General features: G+C 59.2%; 20 protein-coding genes. 4 read left to right on the top strand and 16 right to left on the bottom strand.

Annotation, left to right across the window (positions count from 1 at the left end):
* The coding region (locus GXX82_12905) for a YihY/virulence factor BrkB family protein (protein ID NLT23938.1) at positions 1 to 1,050 on the bottom strand (1,050 nt) is incomplete at its 3' end.
* A 204-nt stretch (positions 1,051 to 1,254) separates the two neighbouring features.
* On the opposite strand from GXX82_12905, the gene GXX82_12900 reads away from it, so the two are divergent.
* The gene (locus GXX82_12900) at positions 1,255 to 2,079 is read left to right on the top strand and encodes a mechanosensitive ion channel family protein (protein NLT23937.1); all 825 of its coding nucleotides are present in this window, start codon (positions 1,255 to 1,257) and stop codon (positions 2,077 to 2,079) included.
* A gap of 69 nt (positions 2,080 to 2,148) precedes the next feature.
* Here GXX82_12900 and GXX82_12895 read toward each other — a convergent pair whose 3' ends face one another.
* The 3 genes from GXX82_12895 to GXX82_12885 form a co-directional block, all read right to left on the bottom strand.
* Positions 2,149 to 2,559, bottom strand: coding sequence for a DUF937 domain-containing protein (locus GXX82_12895; GenBank protein ID NLT23936.1), 411 nt, complete (start codon positions 2,557 to 2,559; stop codon positions 2,149 to 2,151).
* Between the two features lie 97 nt (positions 2,560 to 2,656).
* Positions 2,657 to 2,941 (bottom strand): hypothetical protein, encoded by a 285-nt coding sequence (locus GXX82_12890; GenBank protein NLT23935.1) that lies wholly within the window; start codon positions 2,939 to 2,941, stop codon positions 2,657 to 2,659.
* Between the two features lie 84 nt (positions 2,942 to 3,025).
* Positions 3,026 to 3,604, bottom strand: a complete 579-nt coding sequence (locus tag GXX82_12885) for a hypothetical protein (GenBank protein ID NLT23934.1) — start codon at positions 3,602 to 3,604, stop codon at positions 3,026 to 3,028.
* A gap of 256 nt (positions 3,605 to 3,860) precedes the next feature.
* On the opposite strand from GXX82_12885, the gene GXX82_12880 reads away from it, so the two are divergent.
* Positions 3,861 to 4,664, top strand: coding sequence for a hypothetical protein (locus GXX82_12880; protein NLT23933.1), 804 nt, complete (start codon positions 3,861 to 3,863; stop codon positions 4,662 to 4,664).
* Between the two features lie 51 nt (positions 4,665 to 4,715).
* Here the strand turns inward: GXX82_12880 and GXX82_12875 are convergent, their stop codons facing one another.
* Positions 4,716 to 5,462, bottom strand: a complete 747-nt coding sequence (locus GXX82_12875) for a hypothetical protein (GenBank protein NLT23932.1) — start codon at positions 5,460 to 5,462, stop codon at positions 4,716 to 4,718.
* 267 nt (positions 5,463 to 5,729) lie between these two features.
* Here GXX82_12875 and GXX82_12870 point away from each other — a divergent pair, with 267 nt between their 5' ends.
* Positions 5,730 to 8,198 (top strand): GNAT family N-acetyltransferase, encoded by a 2,469-nt coding sequence (locus GXX82_12870; protein NLT23931.1) that lies wholly within the window; start codon positions 5,730 to 5,732, stop codon positions 8,196 to 8,198.
* A gap of 33 nt (positions 8,199 to 8,231) precedes the next feature.
* Here the strand turns inward: GXX82_12870 and GXX82_12865 are convergent, their stop codons facing one another.
* Together GXX82_12865 and GXX82_12860 are read right to left on the bottom strand one after the other, a co-directional pair.
* Positions 8,232 to 8,963 carry a GAF domain-containing protein gene (locus GXX82_12865; protein ID NLT23930.1) on the bottom strand — a complete coding sequence of 244 codons (732 nt, stop codon included), beginning with the start codon at positions 8,961 to 8,963 and terminating at the stop codon, positions 8,232 to 8,234.
* 141 nt (positions 8,964 to 9,104) lie between these two features.
* The gene (locus GXX82_12860; GenBank protein NLT23929.1) at positions 9,105 to 9,896 is read right to left on the bottom strand and encodes an HD domain-containing protein; all 792 of its coding nucleotides are present in this window, start codon (positions 9,894 to 9,896) and stop codon (positions 9,105 to 9,107) included.
* Positions 9,897 to 10,134: 238 nt separating this feature from the next.
* Between GXX82_12860 and GXX82_12855 the strand changes: the two genes are divergently transcribed.
* Entirely contained in the window at positions 10,135 to 10,344 is a 210-nt protein-coding gene (locus GXX82_12855; GenBank protein NLT23928.1) for a hypothetical protein, read from the top strand.
* A gap of 170 nt (positions 10,345 to 10,514) precedes the next feature.
* Here the strand turns inward: GXX82_12855 and GXX82_12850 are convergent, their stop codons facing one another.
* The 9 genes from GXX82_12850 to GXX82_12810 form a co-directional block, all read right to left on the bottom strand.
* Positions 10,515 to 11,003, bottom strand: a complete 489-nt coding sequence (locus GXX82_12850) for a heme-binding protein (protein NLT23927.1) — start codon at positions 11,001 to 11,003, stop codon at positions 10,515 to 10,517.
* Positions 11,004 to 11,096: 93 nt separating this feature from the next.
* The gene (locus GXX82_12845; GenBank protein ID NLT23926.1) at positions 11,097 to 11,534 is read right to left on the bottom strand and encodes a hypothetical protein; all 438 of its coding nucleotides are present in this window, start codon (positions 11,532 to 11,534) and stop codon (positions 11,097 to 11,099) included.
* A 22-nt stretch (positions 11,535 to 11,556) separates the two neighbouring features.
* Positions 11,557 to 13,047 carry a CoA-acylating methylmalonate-semialdehyde dehydrogenase gene (locus GXX82_12840; protein ID NLT23925.1) on the bottom strand — a complete coding sequence of 497 codons (1,491 nt, stop codon included), beginning with the start codon at positions 13,045 to 13,047 and terminating at the stop codon, positions 11,557 to 11,559.
* Between the two features lie 53 nt (positions 13,048 to 13,100).
* The gene (locus GXX82_12835; protein ID NLT23924.1) at positions 13,101 to 13,856 is read right to left on the bottom strand and encodes a FadR family transcriptional regulator; all 756 of its coding nucleotides are present in this window, start codon (positions 13,854 to 13,856) and stop codon (positions 13,101 to 13,103) included.
* A 91-nt stretch (positions 13,857 to 13,947) separates the two neighbouring features.
* A complete protein-coding gene (locus tag GXX82_12830; protein NLT23923.1) occupies positions 13,948 to 14,649 on the bottom strand; it encodes an ABC transporter ATP-binding protein in 702 nt (233 codons plus the stop codon).
* Positions 14,643 to 15,389 (bottom strand): ABC transporter ATP-binding protein, encoded by a 747-nt coding sequence (locus GXX82_12825; GenBank protein ID NLT23922.1) that lies wholly within the window; start codon positions 15,387 to 15,389, stop codon positions 14,643 to 14,645. Before GXX82_12825 ends, GXX82_12830 begins: the two co-directional genes overlap by 7 nt.
* Complete coding sequence (locus GXX82_12820) at positions 15,376 to 16,353, bottom strand: branched-chain amino acid ABC transporter permease (GenBank protein NLT23921.1); 978 nt, start codon at positions 16,351 to 16,353, stop codon at positions 15,376 to 15,378. The genes GXX82_12825 and GXX82_12820 overlap by 14 nt, the downstream gene beginning before the upstream one ends.
* The gene (locus GXX82_12815; GenBank protein ID NLT23920.1) at positions 16,350 to 17,216 is read right to left on the bottom strand and encodes a branched-chain amino acid ABC transporter permease; all 867 of its coding nucleotides are present in this window, start codon (positions 17,214 to 17,216) and stop codon (positions 16,350 to 16,352) included. Before GXX82_12815 ends, GXX82_12820 begins: the two co-directional genes overlap by 4 nt.
* Before the next feature lie 14 nt (positions 17,217 to 17,230).
* Positions 17,231 to 18,469 (bottom strand): ABC transporter substrate-binding protein, encoded by a 1,239-nt coding sequence (locus GXX82_12810; GenBank protein ID NLT23919.1) that lies wholly within the window; start codon positions 18,467 to 18,469, stop codon positions 17,231 to 17,233.
* Positions 18,470 to 18,547: the final 78 nt, after the last annotated feature.

The following is an 18,547-nucleotide window of genomic DNA, read 5'->3' as shown; positions in this document are numbered from 1 at the left end:
TTCCACTGATATCTCCTTTGCCCCGCGCGGCTTCTCTCCCATGTGGAATCCCCTGACGAGGAGATGGAAAACCCTCACCATGAGGAACCTTCGTGAAGAGGCGCTCAACCGGGAATAGTCGGGATTCAGACCGAACGTCTCGTAATGGTTGCTCGCGTGGGCCATCTCCGAGCCGAACAGAACGATCATCCAGCTTATCTGCAGCCACACGAGAAGGAGGGGGAGCGCCGCGAAACTGCCGTATATGGCGCTGTACTTGGCAACACCTATCTGGAATGTGATGTACACGAATTGAACGACCTGAAATCCCGTGCCGGCAACGACGCCTGCCAGTACCCCTGAGCGCAGGGGCACCCTGGTGTTCGGCATCACCACATAGAGCACGATGAGAAGGACCCAGACGGAAACATAGGGCAGGAGATTGAGGAGGAACAGTATGACGGGGCTGAAGGCACCCAGGATCCAGATCTCATCCATTACCGCCTTCACGCGGCCCGACACCAGGACCGTGGCGCTCGTGGAGACGGCGAAGAGTATGGGGGCCACGACGAGTATCGAGATGTAATCCGTGAATCTCCTCACCAGCGTCCGCGGACGTTTCACCTCCCACACGGTGTTAAAACTGTCCTCGATCCTCCCAAGGATGGAAAGCACCGTCCAGAGCAAAAGGGCAATACCGACGCCGGCGATGACGCCTCCTTTGGCATGCGTGAGCAGGGAACTGGAGAAAGTGAGGATCTGGTTCGTCACATCGGCCTGAAGGTTTGCCCTTTCCGCCATCTGGACCACGTAGCTGACAACGATCTTCCTGAGACCGAACCCTTTCGCTATCGCAAAGAAGACGGCCACCAGGGGAACGATATTGAGCAGTGAATAGTACGTGAGGACCGACGCGGTCTTCACCGAGTCGTTCCTCATGAAGCCCTGCACCGAGAGGATGACCACCCGGAGGCAGCGGACAGAGAACGCCTTCCAGGGAGAAAGGTCCTTTAGCCCGATCTCCCAGACGCCTCGATCGAGAAAACTGATGACCCGTGCGACCGTTCCCATGCATCTACTCTTCCACATCTTGAAGGAACAATCAAACCATTTTCGGCGGCCGGCACAGCCACAGGGCTTTCGCACCCTTGTCTGAAGCCCCGCGAGGCGCAGGGCAAGACCGCGAGCTTTTCTTCCGGCGGCCGCGATGATATACTGAAACAAGACCGAACACACCGGTTAATGCAAGACACGTACACATAACAGGAGGTCGTTATGCTCGACGCACTCACCAGTCTTGACCGTTTCATGGCCGTTTATCTCATTCCCGTCGGGTGGAAGGTCCTCGGCGCGATAATCCTCTGGATCGTGGGAAGCTGGCTCATCAGGGTCATCGGCAACCTGTCCGGGCGGGGCATGCGGGCCCACAAGATCGACCCTACCCTCGTGAAGTATTTCGATGCGACGATCCGCGTCATATTGAAGATAGTCCTCGTCATCGCGATCCTCTCCATTTTCGGGATCCAGACGACATCCTTCGTGGCGCTCATCGCCGCCGCCGGCATAGCCATCGGGGCCGCCTGGGGCGGTCTCCTGGCCAACTTCGCGGCCGGCGCCTTTCTCATCATACTCAGGCCCTTTCACGTGGGAGAGATGATATCCGCCGCCGGGGTCACGGGGGACGTGCGCGAGATCGGGCTTTTCGCGACGACGATCGACACCGTGGACAATCTCTGCGTTGTGGTGGGCAACAACAAGATCCTCTCCGACAACATCATCAATTATACCCGCAACCCCTTCCGGCGCGTGGACCTCAAGGCGCAACTTGCCCACGGCGTCGACCCCCGCGAGGCGGCGGACCGTCTCATGGACAGGATAAAGGCTATTCCCAACGTGATCGATGCCCCTGAGCCCAGCGTTGAGATCCTGGAGTTCAATCTGGCCGGGCCTGTCCTTGCCGTCAGGCCCTTCTGCAACAACAAGGACTACTGGCAGGTCTTCTTCGACACCAACAAAACCATACAGGAGGTCTGTGCGACCGCGGGCTATCCGGCCCCGTCGACGAACCAGGTCATCTACCACAAGCCTCTGGCGACATAAGTGCATCCGCGTCGCCAACGGGAAGAAGCTTAAGCGGGGCTCAGCGCGCCCCGCTTAAGCGGGACCCCTTCAGCCCGACAATCTCTGTTTGAGCATATCGAGCGCCTGGTCCAGCAGGCCGCCTTCAGGCACTGTCCCATCCGGCGTGAGTCTGTCTATGACCTGCGGCAAAAGGTCGGCAAGGCCCTTTGAGGCTTCAGACTCAGACACGCCAAGTCCTCGGGCGATCTCCCCGATCCTGTCGCTCCCGAACGCGCCCGCTACCTCGTCACCCGAGACCGGGCTGTTATCCCCCGTTCCTATCCATGAAGACACGGCATCCCCCAGGCCATTGCTCCTGAACATTTCGACAAGACCCGGGAGCCCGCCGGTACGCGGATCGTTGATGATCCCCAGAACCTGCTCCATCAATCCCGACCCCTGGCCCGAACCCCCGAGAAGCTGGCTTCCTGCTTTCACGATCTCATCCAGAAAACCCATGACGACCCCCTTTTGTTGTGGTCGCTTCCACGCGGCCGGTTGGAGAGCGCGGCGGCCTTCAGGTGGGACGATGGCCGCCGCGGTGATGCGCCTCACGTCATTTCTTCGCGGGAGCGGACTCGGTCTTTTTCGGTTTTGCCGTTTTGCCCGTGTCCTTGACCTCGATGGTAGCCGCCTTCATCGTGTACTCGATGGTCACCTTCGATCCGACCTTCAGATCGCCCGTCACCTTCGTCGCCGCGTCCCTCGCGATCTCCCATTTTTCCTTGCCCTTCTGGACCGTGATGGTATCGGCCGTCATTTCCAGCACGGGACCCGTTACCTGATACGTCTTCGGACCTGCCGCGAACACCGACGAGGACAGCAGGGCCACCATTCCCATAACGATCAAGAAAACCCTGGCGCATGCGATCATAGATGTGATCCTCCTTTGTTGTTTTGTCACAAGGCGGGCACTGTACCAACATCAATTGATGCTGATCCCGCCCTTGATCTTCTCGAAAGTCCCTCCTTTTATCCCTTTCACTTTCATGATGTCCTCTATCTGCTTGTAGGGACGTCCATCGATGATGGCCTGCGCCTTCACAGGCCCAATTCCGGGAAGCGCTTCGAGCTGCTCCCTGCTTGCCGTGTTGATGTTCACCTTCTGACTTTGCCCCGGTCTCGCCGGGGCTGCCTTTGCCGGCGCTTTCCCGGGAGGCTTCCCCGCGGACGCAGGCGGAACCGGGCCTTTCGTAGGCGCCGGGGCCGAGCCGACCTTCACGTGAGGTTTCATGGACTCTATCAGCTTGTCGGAAATGCCCGCCTTCTTCAGGTCTTCGACTGACGAGTACGGTCGACCGGCGATGATCTTCTTCGCCGTTGCCGGGCCGACACCCTTCAAGGTCTCAAGCTCCTTCGCGGAGGCGGTGTTGAGATCCACCGACGTCTTCTGGGCCTGCCCGTAACACGGAACACCACCGATGACGAGCAGAAACCCCGCAAGCCCGGCCACGATAAAGATGGAGTAATACCGCAAATATCTTCTTCCCATCTCTTTTTTCATCGGATACCTCCCTGAATATGCCGTTCGTGACCTTTTCGCGCACGGACCCCGGCGTTTCGCGTACCCCGAGAAGACCTTCCTCCATGGCGGGTCAGGTTGTCGCGAACATCCTTCATAACGGCCACCTTCGTCACGCGCCCGAACTGGAGAACATACCGTATTCTTTAGACGCAACCCCCCTTTTTGTCAAGCGTGAGCCGTCCGGTCCGGCATCCTTCCCTGCCGGCCTTGACAAAAACCCCGGAGAGACTTCACAATGAACAAACAGGTTATGAAGATGGGCAAACATTTCGCAGCGATCATCGGCGTCCTCGCCCTCCTGCTCTTGCCGGGGGGTTTACTTGCGTGGGCGGACACGAACGGTCGCGATCAAGCCCTCCTCACGGCCTCCACAAAGGGTGACCTGACGGGGGTGAGGAACCTTCTGGAGAAGGGAGCGGACGTGAACGCCCGCACGGACATGGGTGAGACGGCTCTCCACATGGCAGGCTCTGAAGAGGTGGCCCGCGTCCTCATCGAGCACGGCGCGGACGTGAACGCGACAGACGCCGAGTACGGGATGACACCTCTTTTCAACCAGGGTGTCACTGTTGCCCGGCTTCTCATCCAAAAGGGCGCGGACGTGAACGCCCGAAGCAGGAAGGGGGTGACACCCCTCATGTGGGCCGTCTACTGGGATGCCATGGATAAGGCCCGTTTCCTCGTCGGGAACGGTGCCGACGTGAACGCCCGCGACGAACATATGAAGACCCCGCTCCATGTCGCGGCAAACTGGAACAAGGAGGAACTGGCTGGTCTCCTCCTGTCGCACGGAGCTGATGTGAACGCCCGCGACGTCTCCGGCTGGACACCACTCCACTGGGCAGCCTTTGAAGGCGGGCCCGAGACCGCGGAGACTCTCGTCTCGCATGGCGCAGACACAAGGGCCCGTACCACCCGGGACCGGATGATCTTTCCCGCGGGGTCCACCCCTGCCGATGTCGCGAAAAGGGCGAAGAACGGGGGAATGGAGAGATATCTCCTGAACGCTGACAGGACGAAGGAAGACACGACGAGGTGAGCCGTGAGATCGCCAGCCGCCGGAACCGACGATTGCCGGACGGTAGCTGAGTTATCCCTTGAGCAACGCTATTGCCAGTACGATCGCGGCAGCAACGCCAAAAGCCCACACGAAGATGCCTATCGACCCGCCGGGATGCAGTATCATGGCCCTGTAGTAGTGTTTCCTGCACCAGACGCGAGTGACCGGGACAAAACCGGGAAAGTGCAGGATGTGGCCCGGCTTGCCGCAGACGTCACAGAGCCCGCAAAATCCTTCGGGAATGCCCTGGCTGGCCAGCGTCTGCGGGCTCTTCTTCCACAGGTCGCAGTGGCAGCGTCCGGGTGGCCACTTTTCGTTCCTGTAACGCACGATGACCACCTCTCCATCCCAGTCCGAGCGGCGGCATTCCTCCTCGATGAACCCCTCAACATCGACCTCGGAACCTCCACCGGTTCCTGCCCCGATCAAGGGGAAAGCTACGGAACGGAACCCTCTCGCCCCCACCTCCCGTAAGGCGGAACAGACGGAATCACGTATCGATTTTTCAGACGAGCGCCAATCGTGGCCGATGCCCGCCACGTGTATGATGGCCTTGAACGGCAGTCGGCCCGCAGAGGTCACCGAGGCGCCTCCCAGGGCGAGGACGCCGCTGCGCCTGAGCTCGACGAAGGGCCGTAAGCCCGCGCGCTTCTTGATCGCGCCCGATACCCCGCGGGGCAACAACAACCACCATGGAATCAGGTTCCTGTTCCATGGATTGACTATGGCATCTACCGTCTGGTCCAGCAGGTCGCCATCTACGATCTTGATCCCCATTGTTCCAACACCCCATGTAGTCAAGCCGCCACCGGCAGGATTCCTACATGTTAGAATCAGCGGCCGGCATTGTCAAGGACGGGTGGCCGGGCAGGGAGCGTCGCACCACTCCTCCGGAGGCACCGCGTTTCCCTTTTTGTCTTGAAAAGCGACACAGTTTTCGCAGAAAATAGATAGCCGGGACCGCAGAGGGCCTGAAAGGGCATGACAATGCCGTGAAGCACCGGCGACCCTCCCACGTTGACACGCACCGGGCAAGGATGATGCATGGCGGATGATCTGAAGAAACTGCTTAAACCCGCATCGGTGGCCCTCGTCGGAGCAAGCGAGGGGGAAGGGTCTGTGGCAAGACCGATCCTTCTTAACCTGGCAAACTTCTTCAAGGGCGAGATATTCCCCGTCAATCCGGCACGGACGACGCTTCTCGGAATGGAATGCTTCCGCTCCGTTACGGCCATCGGCCGGCCCGTCGATCTTGCCGTCGTTGTCGTGGGGGCCGACCTTGTGCCCGATACCATCGAGGAATGCGCCCGGGCGGGAATACGGGGGGCTGTCATCATATCGACCATGTTCACCCGTGGGGGCGCCCCGGACAGGCAACTCCTGGAACGCCTGCTCGAGGTCCGCCGCCGCTTTGGCATCCGGATCATCGGCCCGGGCTCGGTGGGCATCATCAGTCCCGATATCGGACTCAACACGAGCTTTCTCAACGTCAATCCGAAGCTCGGCAATATCGCCTTCGTCTCCCAGAGCGGCGAGCTCGGCGATGCCACCCTGAAGTGGGGTATCGAGGCCGGCGTCGGTTTCAGTGCCTTCGTGTCCCTCGGCTGGAAGATCGATGTCGATTTCGGCGATGTCATTGATCTTTTGGGGGACGACCTGTCGACGCGCAGCATTCTCCTCAGCATGGAGAGCGTGCGGGATGCGAGGAAGTTCATGAGCTCGGCGCGCGGTTTCGCCCGTTCGAAGCCGATCATCGTGCTGAAACCGGGCCGCTTTCCCGAGAGCACGGCCGCAGCTGTCTCCGCCGCGGAAGACCCCTGGGGCGACAACGAAGCTTACGACGCCGCCTTCAAGCGCGTCGGCGTCGTGAGGGTGGGCGAGGCGAAGGACCTCTTCAACGCCGCCCAGGTCCTCGACTCGAGCTGCGTGCCCGCGGGCCCGAGCCTCGCCATCCTCGGGAACGTGAAGACCGTGGGCGTCCTGGCGGCCGACCTCCTCATCGAACTTGGCGGGACGATCGCCTCTCTCGGTCCCGACAGCACCGACCGCCTCGTCAGAGAGCTTGACGACGAGTGGAACGGAAAGAACCCCATTGACCTCGGCGGCACCGCCAATGCCCGGAAATACAGGGACGCGATCACCGCCTGCCTCGATGACCCCGCCGTCGACGCCGTCCTCGTGATCTACACGCCCCACGCCACAATAATCGCCGAGGACATCGCCACCGCGATCTCGGCCCTTTCTCGGGGGACGCGAAAACCCGTGATCGTCAGCCTCATCGGTGGTGAGGAGATGAAAAAGGCGGCCGCCATCCTCCACGAGAAGAACATCCCCACCTACGATACGCCTGAGGAGGCCATCAGGACGTACCTCCAGATGTTCACGTACAAAAAGGGCCTGGAACTCCTCTACGAAACCCCGGAAGACCTGCCCATAGACCAGGCCCCGCCGAAGAACCATCTCAAGACGCTCATCCTGAGGGCGCTCACGGAGGACCGGGGCAGTCTCACATCTGAAGAATCGATGACCTTTCTCGCCACCTACGGCATCCCCATCAGGCCGGAGACACAGGCAGCGCCGAATCCCGGACCCGATGCCAATGATGCCGGGGACGGCCTCTACCTGACCATGGCCAGGGACAGGGACTTCGGATCGGTGATCAGGTTCGGCATCGGGGGGATCGGCAGGAGCATATTCAGGGATTGCGCCGTCGGCCTGCCTCCGCTCAACCAGACACTGGCGCGGCGCCTCATGGAGGATTCACGGGCGTACACGATGTTGCGCAAGAGGGCCGGGGCGGCCGATGGTGTGCTATCGGAACTCGAACGTGTCATCGTCAATTTCTCGAACCTTATCGTGGACTTTCCGGAGATCACCGGCATCGATATCGACCCCCTGACCGTATCGAAGAGGGGAATAACCGCAGACCACGTCGTCATTTCCCTCGGTTCCGGCACGCCTCCCGCGGGGAAGACCTATCCCCATCTCGTCATCACGCCCTATCCCGTCCGGTACGTGATGCCATGGAGACTCAGGGACGGCACGGAGATCATGCTGCGCCCGGTGCGGCCCGAAGACGAACCGCTCCTCTTCGAGCTCTTCGGCTCCCTGTCGGAGCGGACGGAAACGGAGCGTTTCTTCAGCCCGATCAAGGACTGGACCCATCAGATGCTCACCCGGTTCTGCAACATAGACTACGACCGGGAGATAGTCATAGTTGCAGAGGTGAGGGAAGGTCAGAAAAGGTCGATACGGGGCGTTTCAAGCCTGATCGTGGGAGCGGGGCAGACGAGCGAGTTCGCCGTCCTCATACACGACGATTACCAGGGCAGAGGGTTGGGATGGAAGCTCATCGACGTCCTGATCGGCATCGGGCAGGAAAGGGAGATAGAGGAGATACACGGCACGGTGCTCACGGACAACATCAGGATGCTCGCCCTCTTGAAGAAACTCAACTTCCGCGCCTCCAAGAGGCCCCTCGGCCTCACCGAGGTGAGGCTCCGGCTCCGCTGAACGCCGGTCCGGTGGCGCCTGTGCGGGACCGCATCATTCGTCCAGCTCAGGATAGAAGTTCTTCACGCAATCGGGGCATATCCCGTGGGTGAACTGCGCGCCGGAATGCTTCTCGATGTAGGTCTCGATCTGGTCCCAGTATCCCTTGTCATCACGGATCTTCTTGCAGACCGAGCAGATGGGCAGGAGCCCCCGGAGGGTCTTGACCTCACCGAGCGCGTTCCGAAGCTCCTCGTTCTTCCGGTTCAGTTCCTCCATGGCGGTGACAAGGGCCAGGTGTGCCTCGATGGCGACCTTGAAGGTTGCGAGAACGTCACTGTATTGCTTCCCCCACTCGTGTTTCCTGGTATCGACAGCGCAGATGGTCCCGAAGACGTCGCCATCGGGCCAGAAAAGGGGGAACCCGAGGTAGGAGAAGATGCCGGCCTTCGCGGTGGGTGAATCGGCCCATTCAGGGTCCTCCCTGGCATCCTTCACCTGGACCATTTTCCGTCTCCTTGCCGCCGCCTCGCAGTAGACGCCCGCCATTTCCATGCGCGTTCCCGATGGGAAAGGGTTGTCGGAGCTGATATTTGAGCGGAATATCTCCAGTTCCGGGGGCTCCAGCCGGTTTATCATCACGCTCGGCACCGACAGGAGTACCGAGATGGAGTCTACCACCTCCTGCCAGACATCAACGATACGGGAAGGTATTTCCATGTCTTTCATCTTGATCCCGTCCGCGCCCTCCTTCTTCTCCGACGCTGCCCCAGGAACATGTTTCATGGTCACACCCCTCCTCTTGCTGTGCTTCTCGCCCCTGTCAACACAATTATAGCCCGGAAATAGAATAAGTAAACACAGGACCGGAGCCGGACCTTCCCCACGGGACCCTGATCGGGGCCGCGAGCCTCGGCGGCCTGCGCATCAGGGAGCGCCGCTCTTCGCCAGGACCCTTTCCAGGGTCTCGACGATGTCCGTCCTGATGCGCGTGCCCGCGATGTCGCGCAGGATCGCAAGGGCCTCGGCGGACGTTCTTGTTTTCTGGTAGGGACGCTCTGAAGTGATGGCGTCGTAAATGTCGGCAACGGATATGATCTGGGCCCCGAGCGGGATCTCGTTGTCCTTGAGCCCCCTGGGATAACCGCGTCCATCAAGCCGTTCGTGGTGGGCCGAGACGTAGTCTACGGCGGGCCCCAGGAAATCGAGGGGCTTTAAGATCTTCGCGCCTATGGAGGGATGGCGGTTTATCTCCTTCACAAGGTTCGACGGGAGCTTCCCCTCGTGATCGCCGAAGAGGATGTCCGGAAATCCGATCTTCCCGATATCGTGAAGCGCCCCGCCCAGACGAACGTATTCCAGCTCCTCGCCCGCAAGGCCCATCTCGCGTCCGATGGCGTGGGCAAGCTCCGCCACCCGCGACGCGTGGCCCTCGGTGTAGGTATCCCGCGCGGCCAGGGCGTGTGCCATAGCGGTGACCACGGCCACGGTATTGTTCCTGACCTGCTCGTTGAGGTCCTTCAGTTCCTCCACGAGCTGCTGGAGGCGGAACTCCCGGGCCTCCACCTTGACCATCATGAGCGCCACGGCCTCGGCTATGGTCCGGACAGTCTCCGGCACATCGTCCTTTGTCAACTCCATGATGTCATCGGAGTACCGCCCTTCGGCAATGTCGGAGATGATGTCAAGAAGCCTCTTGTCAAGTTCGGCGGAGTTCATAAGCTACCTCACGGGGCTTGTCTACCCCGGGTACCAGTTTCTTGTACACTATCGATCAGCACCTCGTCAATCACAAACGGACGACACTTTCGTCCCCCCGGGGGACATCCCGGCAACTTTTCCTTCCATGGTAACCGTAGAGGGACGTAGCATGGTCAAACACGCGCCTCCGATCGGCCGCGGGACCTCCCGGGGATCGCGGGTGGCCGCTGAAGGAACTCGAATGGAGGAGGCAGGAATGTTGAAAAAGCTTTTTGTGTGGCTGATGTGCCTCTTTGTTGTCTCGGCATCTGCTCCCGGGGCCGCCATAAGCGCACTGCGCAGGCTTCAGGCCATGTTCGGGAACGAAAGCGACATCTTCGCCAGCCACCCCGCCCCGGGCGACAGGGCGGCCGCCCTAGAAAAGCTGCAGGCTGGACCGGCGCAGGAGTTCTCACGGGGGCTGTAGAAATGCCGCGCAGGTCGGCGGCGGCTCAACGCACGGAGTCAGCCGCCACGCGTCAACACCCGCGGGAGCCGACCCGTGAGGGTCCCCGCTGAAGAGGCCCCCGATGGGACGCGGAGACCTCTTCCACTGCGGGGCGTTCACATAAAAGGAGGAGAAACGTTTCTGCCGGGTCACTGTACCTGCGCAGCGCCCGCCCTTGCCACGACGCCGTCCTGTGCGGACGATCCGCCGGAGACGCCGATGGCGCCGATGATCCTGCCGTTCTCAATAATGGGGACACCGCCTTCAATGGCCCGTATGCCATCGAGGGTAAGGTACGTCATGTTGCCGCCGCTGCTCAGGATGTTCTCGAAGGCCTTCGTGGGCCTCTTGAACATGACAGAGCTCTTTGCCTTGTTGACCGCCACGTCAACGCTGCCCCACTGGACAACGTCGAACCTCTCCAAATAGACCAGGTTGCCGCCCGTGTCGACAACGCCTATCACGACGTTGATCTTGATCTTCGCCGCCTCGGCCGCCGCTGCCGCCGCGACCTTCTTCGCCGTTGCCAGATTGACGTTCGGACCGTAAGGGTTCGGCATCTGCTGTGCCATCGCGATACCGGTCATCATGAAGAGGACCAAAATACCGATAAGGGTTACTGCTTTCAACGCACGCATTCCTGGGCCTCCTTTTTTTTGTTGACCCCATCCCGGGGCGGGGGAGTCTTCGATTCGATCCGCTCTTCGCGTTCCCGGACTGCCACCCGGGTCCTACGTTCCCAGAAGCGCCTTGAGCCGTGGAACGCGGTCGGCCCTCTTCTTGACCACGAGGTTGAACGATCGCGGCACGTCGGCCATCAGGTGCTTCGACTGCTCTGCCGCTTCCTTGTAGTAGCTGATGATCTTTTCTTCAATCTCCACGGCAGCCTTCAGCGTATCGGCCCGGCCGGGCCCGCCGGACGCGGCCTCTCCCAGCTCGTAGCCATCGGTCTCCAGGTCGAAGGCGAAACAGCCCTCAATGGCATCGGTGATCACGCCGTAGTACGCCCGTTCGATCTGGGCGATGAACTTCTTGTTCTCCTTGGCGAAAGACGCGAACATCTCGGCATCTGCCGGGAAACGGGTCGCCGCCTCCTCGTAGAATACCGCGGACTCCGTCTCCAGCTTCCGTGAGAAACTTATGGCGCCGGAACAGGTATTGATCGTCATGATTCCCCTCCCTTGCTAAACCCTAGAACCATCTCTGAATGACTACCTTGCTCTCCGTGAAAAAGCGGATGGCTTCCTTGCCCTGGGTATGAAGGTCACCGAAGAAGGAATCCTTCATCCCGCTGAAGGGGAAGAAAGCGACGGGCGCGACGACGCCGATGTTCGTGCCCACGTTGCCGCTCTCGACATTGTAGGTGAAGTATCGCGCGTACCCGCCATTCTGGGTGAAGATCGAGTGCCCGTTGCCAAAGGGATTGTTGTTGCAGATCTCGATCGCCTCATCGAGGTCTTTCGCCCTCATGATGCTCATAACGGGACCGAATATCTCTTCCGAGCCGATCCGGCCGTTGGGATCGACGCCTTCGAATATCGTGGGCCCCAGGAAACAGTCTTCCGGATAATCGCCTGTTATCTTCGGTTTCCTTCCGTCGAGGAGCATCTTCGCTCCCTCGCTGATCCCCATCTCTATGTACTTCAGTATGTTCGCCTTCTTTGCCTGGTCCCTGACCGGTCCCATCTGGGTGTTGTCATCGAGTCCGTACCCGACACGTATCCTTGACGCCATCTCCAGGAGCTGTGTGACGAAATCCCTGTAGAAGGCCTCGTCCTCACCCACCATCAGGAGGTTGGCGGCGGCAAGACATCTCTGGCCGGCATTTCCGAAGAATGATGTCCCGCATGCGGCTATGGTCGCCCGTACGTTGCAGTCAGGCATGACCACCATGAAGTTCTTCGCGCCGCACTGGGCGATGACCTTCTTTCCCGTTTCCCCGCACCTTCTGTAGATCACGTCACGGCCGGTGGGTGTTGAACCGACAAATGTGATCCCCTTGATATCGCGATGATCGAGCATCCCTTCGACCACGGTCCTTCCTCCGTTCACAACGTTCCAGACCCCGGGAGGGAACCCGGCCTCTTCCGCCAGCTCGGCAAGGCGCATCTGGCTGAAGGGGACCTCGCTGGACGGCTTGATGACAATGGTATTCCCCGTCGCCACCGCATACGGCGCGGACCAAAGAGGTATCATGAAGGGGAAATTGAAGGGCCCGATGATCCCGAAGACTCCCGTGGGCGTGGGTATGACCCATTCGTCGATACCAGAGGCGATATCCTCGGAGTAATACCCCTGCATGAGCGTGGGGATGCCGCAGGCGACCTCCACATTCTCGATCCCCCTGCGGGTCTCGCCCCTCGATTCATCGATCGTCTTGCCGTGCTCCATGGTCTGGATACGGCTCACCTCTTCGAAGTTCTCCTCGAGAAGCTCCTTGAGTCTGAAGAGTATCCTGGTGCGGGCGAGCGGGGTCGTCCTCCGCCAGTCATGGAATGCCTCCTTCGCTGCCTCAACGGCCTCGTTTATCTCCTCTTTCGTGGAGATGGGGCATTTGCCGATCACTTTGCCCGTCGCAGGGTTTACAACGTCCACTATCTTCCCCTTCGAATCGACCCATTCCCCGTTGATATAGTTCCTGACCTCTTTGATACCCTTGATCGGTTCTTCCAAAATGGCCATGTTGTCCTGTCTCCTTTGTCTTCGTATTTGCTTTGCCGCACCGCGGATTCTGTCTAGCCGTCCTGGCTCTCCTTTGCGTTCTCCTTCAGGTAGTACTCGACGTTCTCGAGATGCGCGATCATCATCTTCTCGGCGGACGCCCCTTTCTTTTTCTTCAGCGGCTCCAGAATGAGTTTGTGGTCCTTGATGATGCTGTTGGAGAACTCGCTGCTCGGCGCAAGCGCCGTCTTCTTGAAGCTGAACATGAAGTCGAGCACGTAATCCATCGTGAGCACGAGGACCGGGTTCTGCGTCGCCTCTCCGATGATGCTGTGAAACTCTATGTTGCTTTCCTCCAGCCGGAAGAAATCCTCTCTCGACAGTGCCCCGCCCGTCTTCTCTATCAGGGATTCGCAGTACTCGATGTTCCTTTCAAGCCTGGATATCTCCGTCTCCGATATGCGCTTCGAGGCGAGTTTGCACGCCACGGGCTCGATGATCATCCTGAGCTCCGATAGGTCCTTCGATGTGAACTTCTTGTGGTTCAGAAAATGAAAGAGGGTGGTCTTGACATAATCGCTCCTCGGTTCGGCGACGAATACGCCTCCCCCCTTACCCTTGCGCTTTTCGATGAGACCGAATGTCTCAAGGCCCTTTAAGGCCTCCCTCACCGTCACGAGGCTGACGCCGAACTGTTTCCCGATCTCGAACTCGTTGGGAAGCCGGCTGCCGGGAGGGAATTCTCCCTCGAGAATGCGGTCCTTGATGCTGTTCTCGATCAAAAGGGAGAGCTTTTTGTAGTTGATCGGCTCAAAAGTTGAATACTTCATCTCTTCTCTCCTGTCTATTGAGTATTTGATGTTTCCGCCACTGTCCGCATGCCTCTGCACAACCAATTCCAGGAAACCCGGGGCTGTTTGCTCATATTCCGAGATAGGCACACCTCACGTGTTCATTCCCCAGGAGCTCGTTCCCGGCTCCTTCGAGGCCGATCTTGCCGTTCTCGAGGACATAGCCCCTGTCTGCAAGTTCCAGTGCCTCATGCACGTTCTGCTCCACGAGAAGCACCGTCACCCCTTCCTGGTGTATCTTCAGCACCGCCTCGAATATCCTCTCCACCACCAGGGGAGCGAGGCCGAGGGACGGTTCATCGAGCATCAGGAGCCGCGGACCCGCCATGAGGCCGCGCGCCAGCGCGACCATCTGCTGCTCGCCGCCCGACAGGGTGCCCGCAAGCTGCTTCATCCTTTCCTTCAACACCGGGAACAGCGCGAACACCTGGTCGAGCCTCTTTTCCCTTTCCTCCCCGGGTACCTTGTAGGCACCCATCATGAGGTTCTCCAGAATGTTCATCTCGGGGAAGAGCTTTCTTCCTTCGGGGACCTGGACGATGCCCATCTTAACGATATCACGGGCACTCAGCTTGTCGAAGGATTTTCCGTCGTAGCTGATCTTTCCCGACTTCTTCTTTACGATCCCCGATATGGTCTTCAGCAGCGTTGTCTTGCCCGCGCCGTTCGCCCCGACGAGGGCGATGATCTCGCCTTCGTTGATGTTCAGGGACACACCCCAGAGCACCTGCGCCCTTCCGTAGGAGACTTCAAGATTCTCGATCTTCAGCATATTGGTTCGCCTTTTTTGTAGGAATTGGCCTTCTTGCCGAGATACGCCTCGATCACCACCGGGTTCGTGACGACCTCCTCCGGCGGCATATCGGCTATCTTTTCGCCGTGATGTATCACTATGACCCTGTGGCAGGAACTCATGATGGCCTTCAGGACATGCTCCACCCAGACGATGGTCACACCGCTCTTGCAGATGTCCCTCACGAGGACCGACGCGTGATCGATCTCCGTCGGGTTGAGCCCTCCCATGGGTTCGTCGAGAAGAAGGACCTTCGGGTCCGTCGCGAGGGCCCGGGCGATCTCCAGCCGTTTCTGTTCACTCAACGTCAGATCCGACGCATAAGCTTCGGCCTTGTCGCTGAGCTCGACCCGTTCCAGCACCCGGCGCGCCTGTGCCTCGGCGTCCTTTCTCGCGGAGTGCCTCAGGAAGGCCGCGAGGCTCACGTTCTCGAGAACCGTCAGTTTCCGGAAGGGCTTGACGATCTGGAAGGTCCGTGCCATGCCCTTATGCGCGATCGAATAGGGCTTGAGTCCCGCGATGTCCTTGCCTTCGAGAAGGACCTTGCCCTGGTTGGCGGGAATGAAACCCGTTATCAGGCTGAAAACGGTCGTCTTGCCCGCACCATTGGGTCCGATAAGGCCGAGGATCTCTCCTTCATTCACCTGGAAGGAAAGGTCGGAAACAGCCTTCAGGCCGCCGAAGCATTTGGTGAGCCCCTGAACATCAAGCAGTGCCATGGTTTGCATCCTTCTTCAAACGAAGTTTTTTGAAAAGCACATTGAGGCGCCCCCACACTCCATCGGGCATGTACCTGATGGCAACCATCATGAAAAAACCATAGAAGATGAGGTGGCCCGAGAGAAAATGCTCCCGGAAGCTTTCGCCGAGGGTAACGAGGACGATGGCACCGATCAGGGGGCCTCCGACCGTCGCCAGCCCGCCGACAATCGCTATGAAGAGCATCTCGACGGAAAGGCCTATGGAGAAGACGGCGTCGGGGTCGACATACCGCAGGTACATCGCGTAGAAACCCCCCGCTATCCCGGCCAGGAACGCCGACAGAGCGAGTGCCACAACCCTTGCCTTCACCGTGTTGATCCCGATGGACTCGGCGCTGTCGATGTCCTCTCTCAGGGCAAGCAGGTACGCGCCGATACGGGTCCTCGACACTATATAGGTTATGATCAGCGCGATCAAGGTAATAACGGCGATGATATAATAGAAGGGGACCTTGCTCTCCCAGTTTATGGCCTGGCCCAGGAAGCTGACCCTGGGAAGGGTCGTTATGAGGAGACCCACGGGGCCCGCCGTCAACGATTCCCAGTTGAGGGCCACAAGCCTCACGATCTCGGCGACGGCAAGGGTTGACAGGGCAAAGTAGGGGCCGCGCAGGCGAAAGCATATGAAGCCTATCGGCAGCGAGATCGCCATGGCCACTAGCCCGCCGAGGAAGATGCCGTACCATGGATCGATGCCGCACTTCAGGTAGAGGATCATGGTCGTGTAGGCCCCGGCGCCGAGAAACGTCGCGTGCCCGAACGAGACCTGTCCCGCGTACCCTCCAAGTATGTTCCATGACGCGCCGAGTACGGTCCACATGAGCACCATGATCATGAGGTGCACGAAGAACGGCGAGTGGATAACGATCGGGGCTATTCCCAGAATGATCAACCCCAGAATGATCAACGCTGTCTTTTTCATGATTTACCAACCCCGAAAAGTCCTGAAGGTCTGAACAGCAGAACGAGCAGGAAGATGACAAACCCTATTGCATCCTTGTAAGGAACCGATACGTAGACCGCTCCTAAGGATTCCACCACCCCGAGGAGCAGCCCTCCCGCGATCGCCCCCTGGACGGAGCCGAGACCGCCCAGCACGACGATCACGAAGCACTTCGCCACCAGGATCTCGCCGACAGTCGGGTAGAGATAGAGAGACGGGGCCAGCAGCACTCCCGCCCCGCATGCCAGCGCGGTCCCGAGGCCGAAGGTGAGCATCTCCATCTGGGCGGCATTCACACCCATCAATGCCGCGGCCATGGGTTCCTGGCTTGTCGCCCTGATGGCCCTGCCGGTATCGGTCTTCACGAGGAACCAGTATAAAAGCGCGGTGATCAGGATAGCCATACCGAACGCTATTGCGAGCGGGATCGGCACGGCTATCCCGAATGGCCGTAAAGGCATGACCGCGTAGTCAAGCTTGATCGTACGATAATCACCTGTCCAGACAAGGAGCACCAGGTTCGATACGAACAGTGAAAGACCGGCCGTGTAAAGCAAGGTGTTGAGTTCACCCGCAGGCACGATCTTCTTCAGAAGGAAACGGTATGTGAGCATACCGATAAGAAAGGCGACGGGCACCCAAAGAATGATCGACACGAAGGGGTCGATGTGCCACAGGGTCAGCGCCCAGAAGGAGCTGTACATCCCGAGCATCACCATGTCGCCGTGGGCCATGTTGATGATGCGCATCACCCCGAAGATTATGGTAAGTCCCACCCCTATCATCGCGTACAGGGATCCCGTCAGTATGCCGCTTACCAAGCTCTGGACAAGTGTCTCCATGTTCTACCCGCTGGTTATTTTTTTGTTGAGGGATCAGGGAACACAGCGGTTACTTCCGCATTCGCCTTGGGGTACACATTCAGCAGTTTCCCGTCACGCCACTGGGCAAGCACGGAGTGGTCAGGAGAGTAGATGTTCTGGTTCGTGTACTTGTCCCCAAGGGGGCCTGTCCAGTTGCCGAATTTCACCTTTCCGAAGACTGTCGACATGTTGGTCTTCAGCAGGGACTGGCGCAAAAGGTCGCGGTCCTTTTCGAGGTTGCCCGTGAGCTTCGTCCTCTTCATGGCATCGGCGATTATGTAGATGATCGCGTATCCTTCAACCTCGTGTTCCTTCGGATGGAAACCGTATTTCTTCTCGAACTTCTGGTAGAACGCCTTCGTCTTCGGATCGTTCGGATTGCCCGACCAGGCGGCCGATGAGAAGACGTTGTCGCTCAGTTTGCGGAGTTCCGTCGCGAAGTCCGCGACGCCGAAGCCGCCGCCGAAGCCCACGAAGGCCCTCGGGGAAACACCCATCTCTTTCGCGTGGCGGGTGAGCAGGATGGCGTCGGTCGTCGAAACGGCCACCATGAGGAGGAAGTCGGGATTGTTCGCCTTCACCTTCGTCATGATGGGCTTGAAATCAAGGGTGTTGACGGGATAGGCCTCGTCGTTGACTATCTTGACGTTCTTCGACTTCAGGAACGACATGGCGGAATTGGCGATGGATTTCCCGAACACGGTGTTATCGTAGACCACTGCCGCCGATTTTGGCAGGGCGCCCGGGGTCTCGCTGATGAACTTGTTGAACGCCTGGGGATAGATGGTTCCCGTGGGGTTGTTCCTGAAGACCCACTCAAACCCCTTTGCGGTTATGATGTCCGCCGAAGGGTGATCAACGACGTAGGGCGTCTTCAGTCTGTGGGCCACCGAGGCGATCTCGACCGCCTGACCCGAGGCCCGTCCGCCTGTCAGTACGAGGACCTTGTACTGGTTGATGAGTTTTTCCGTGACGGTAGCGGCAAGCGGGTTCTTCGCCTGGTGGTCCTCTATGACCACTTCGATCTTCTTTCCGTTTATGCCGCCGGCCTGGTTGATCTCTTCAACCGCGAGGTCATAGGCCTTCTTGAACTTCGCCCCGAAGGGGGCGTCCGAACCGGTCATGGGCTGCGGTGCGCCTATCTTCAGCGTGTCATAGGACATTGCCGGTGATGCGAAGAAGAAGAATGAAAAACAGAACAATGCAAGTGCAAGTACTAAAAACCTTTTCATGACTACCTCCCCACAGTGTTTATTTGATGAAACACGCTAGTATCCCCGAAAAAGGTCAATAATTCCCTGGCTTACTCA

This window comes from Syntrophorhabdus sp., from assembly GCA_012719415.1.
Taxonomy (GTDB): Bacteria; Desulfobacterota; Syntrophorhabdia; order Syntrophorhabdales; family Syntrophorhabdaceae; genus Delta-02.
Note: the sequence above shows the minus strand (reverse complement) of the source record. Positions and strands in the feature narration are given on the sequence as shown.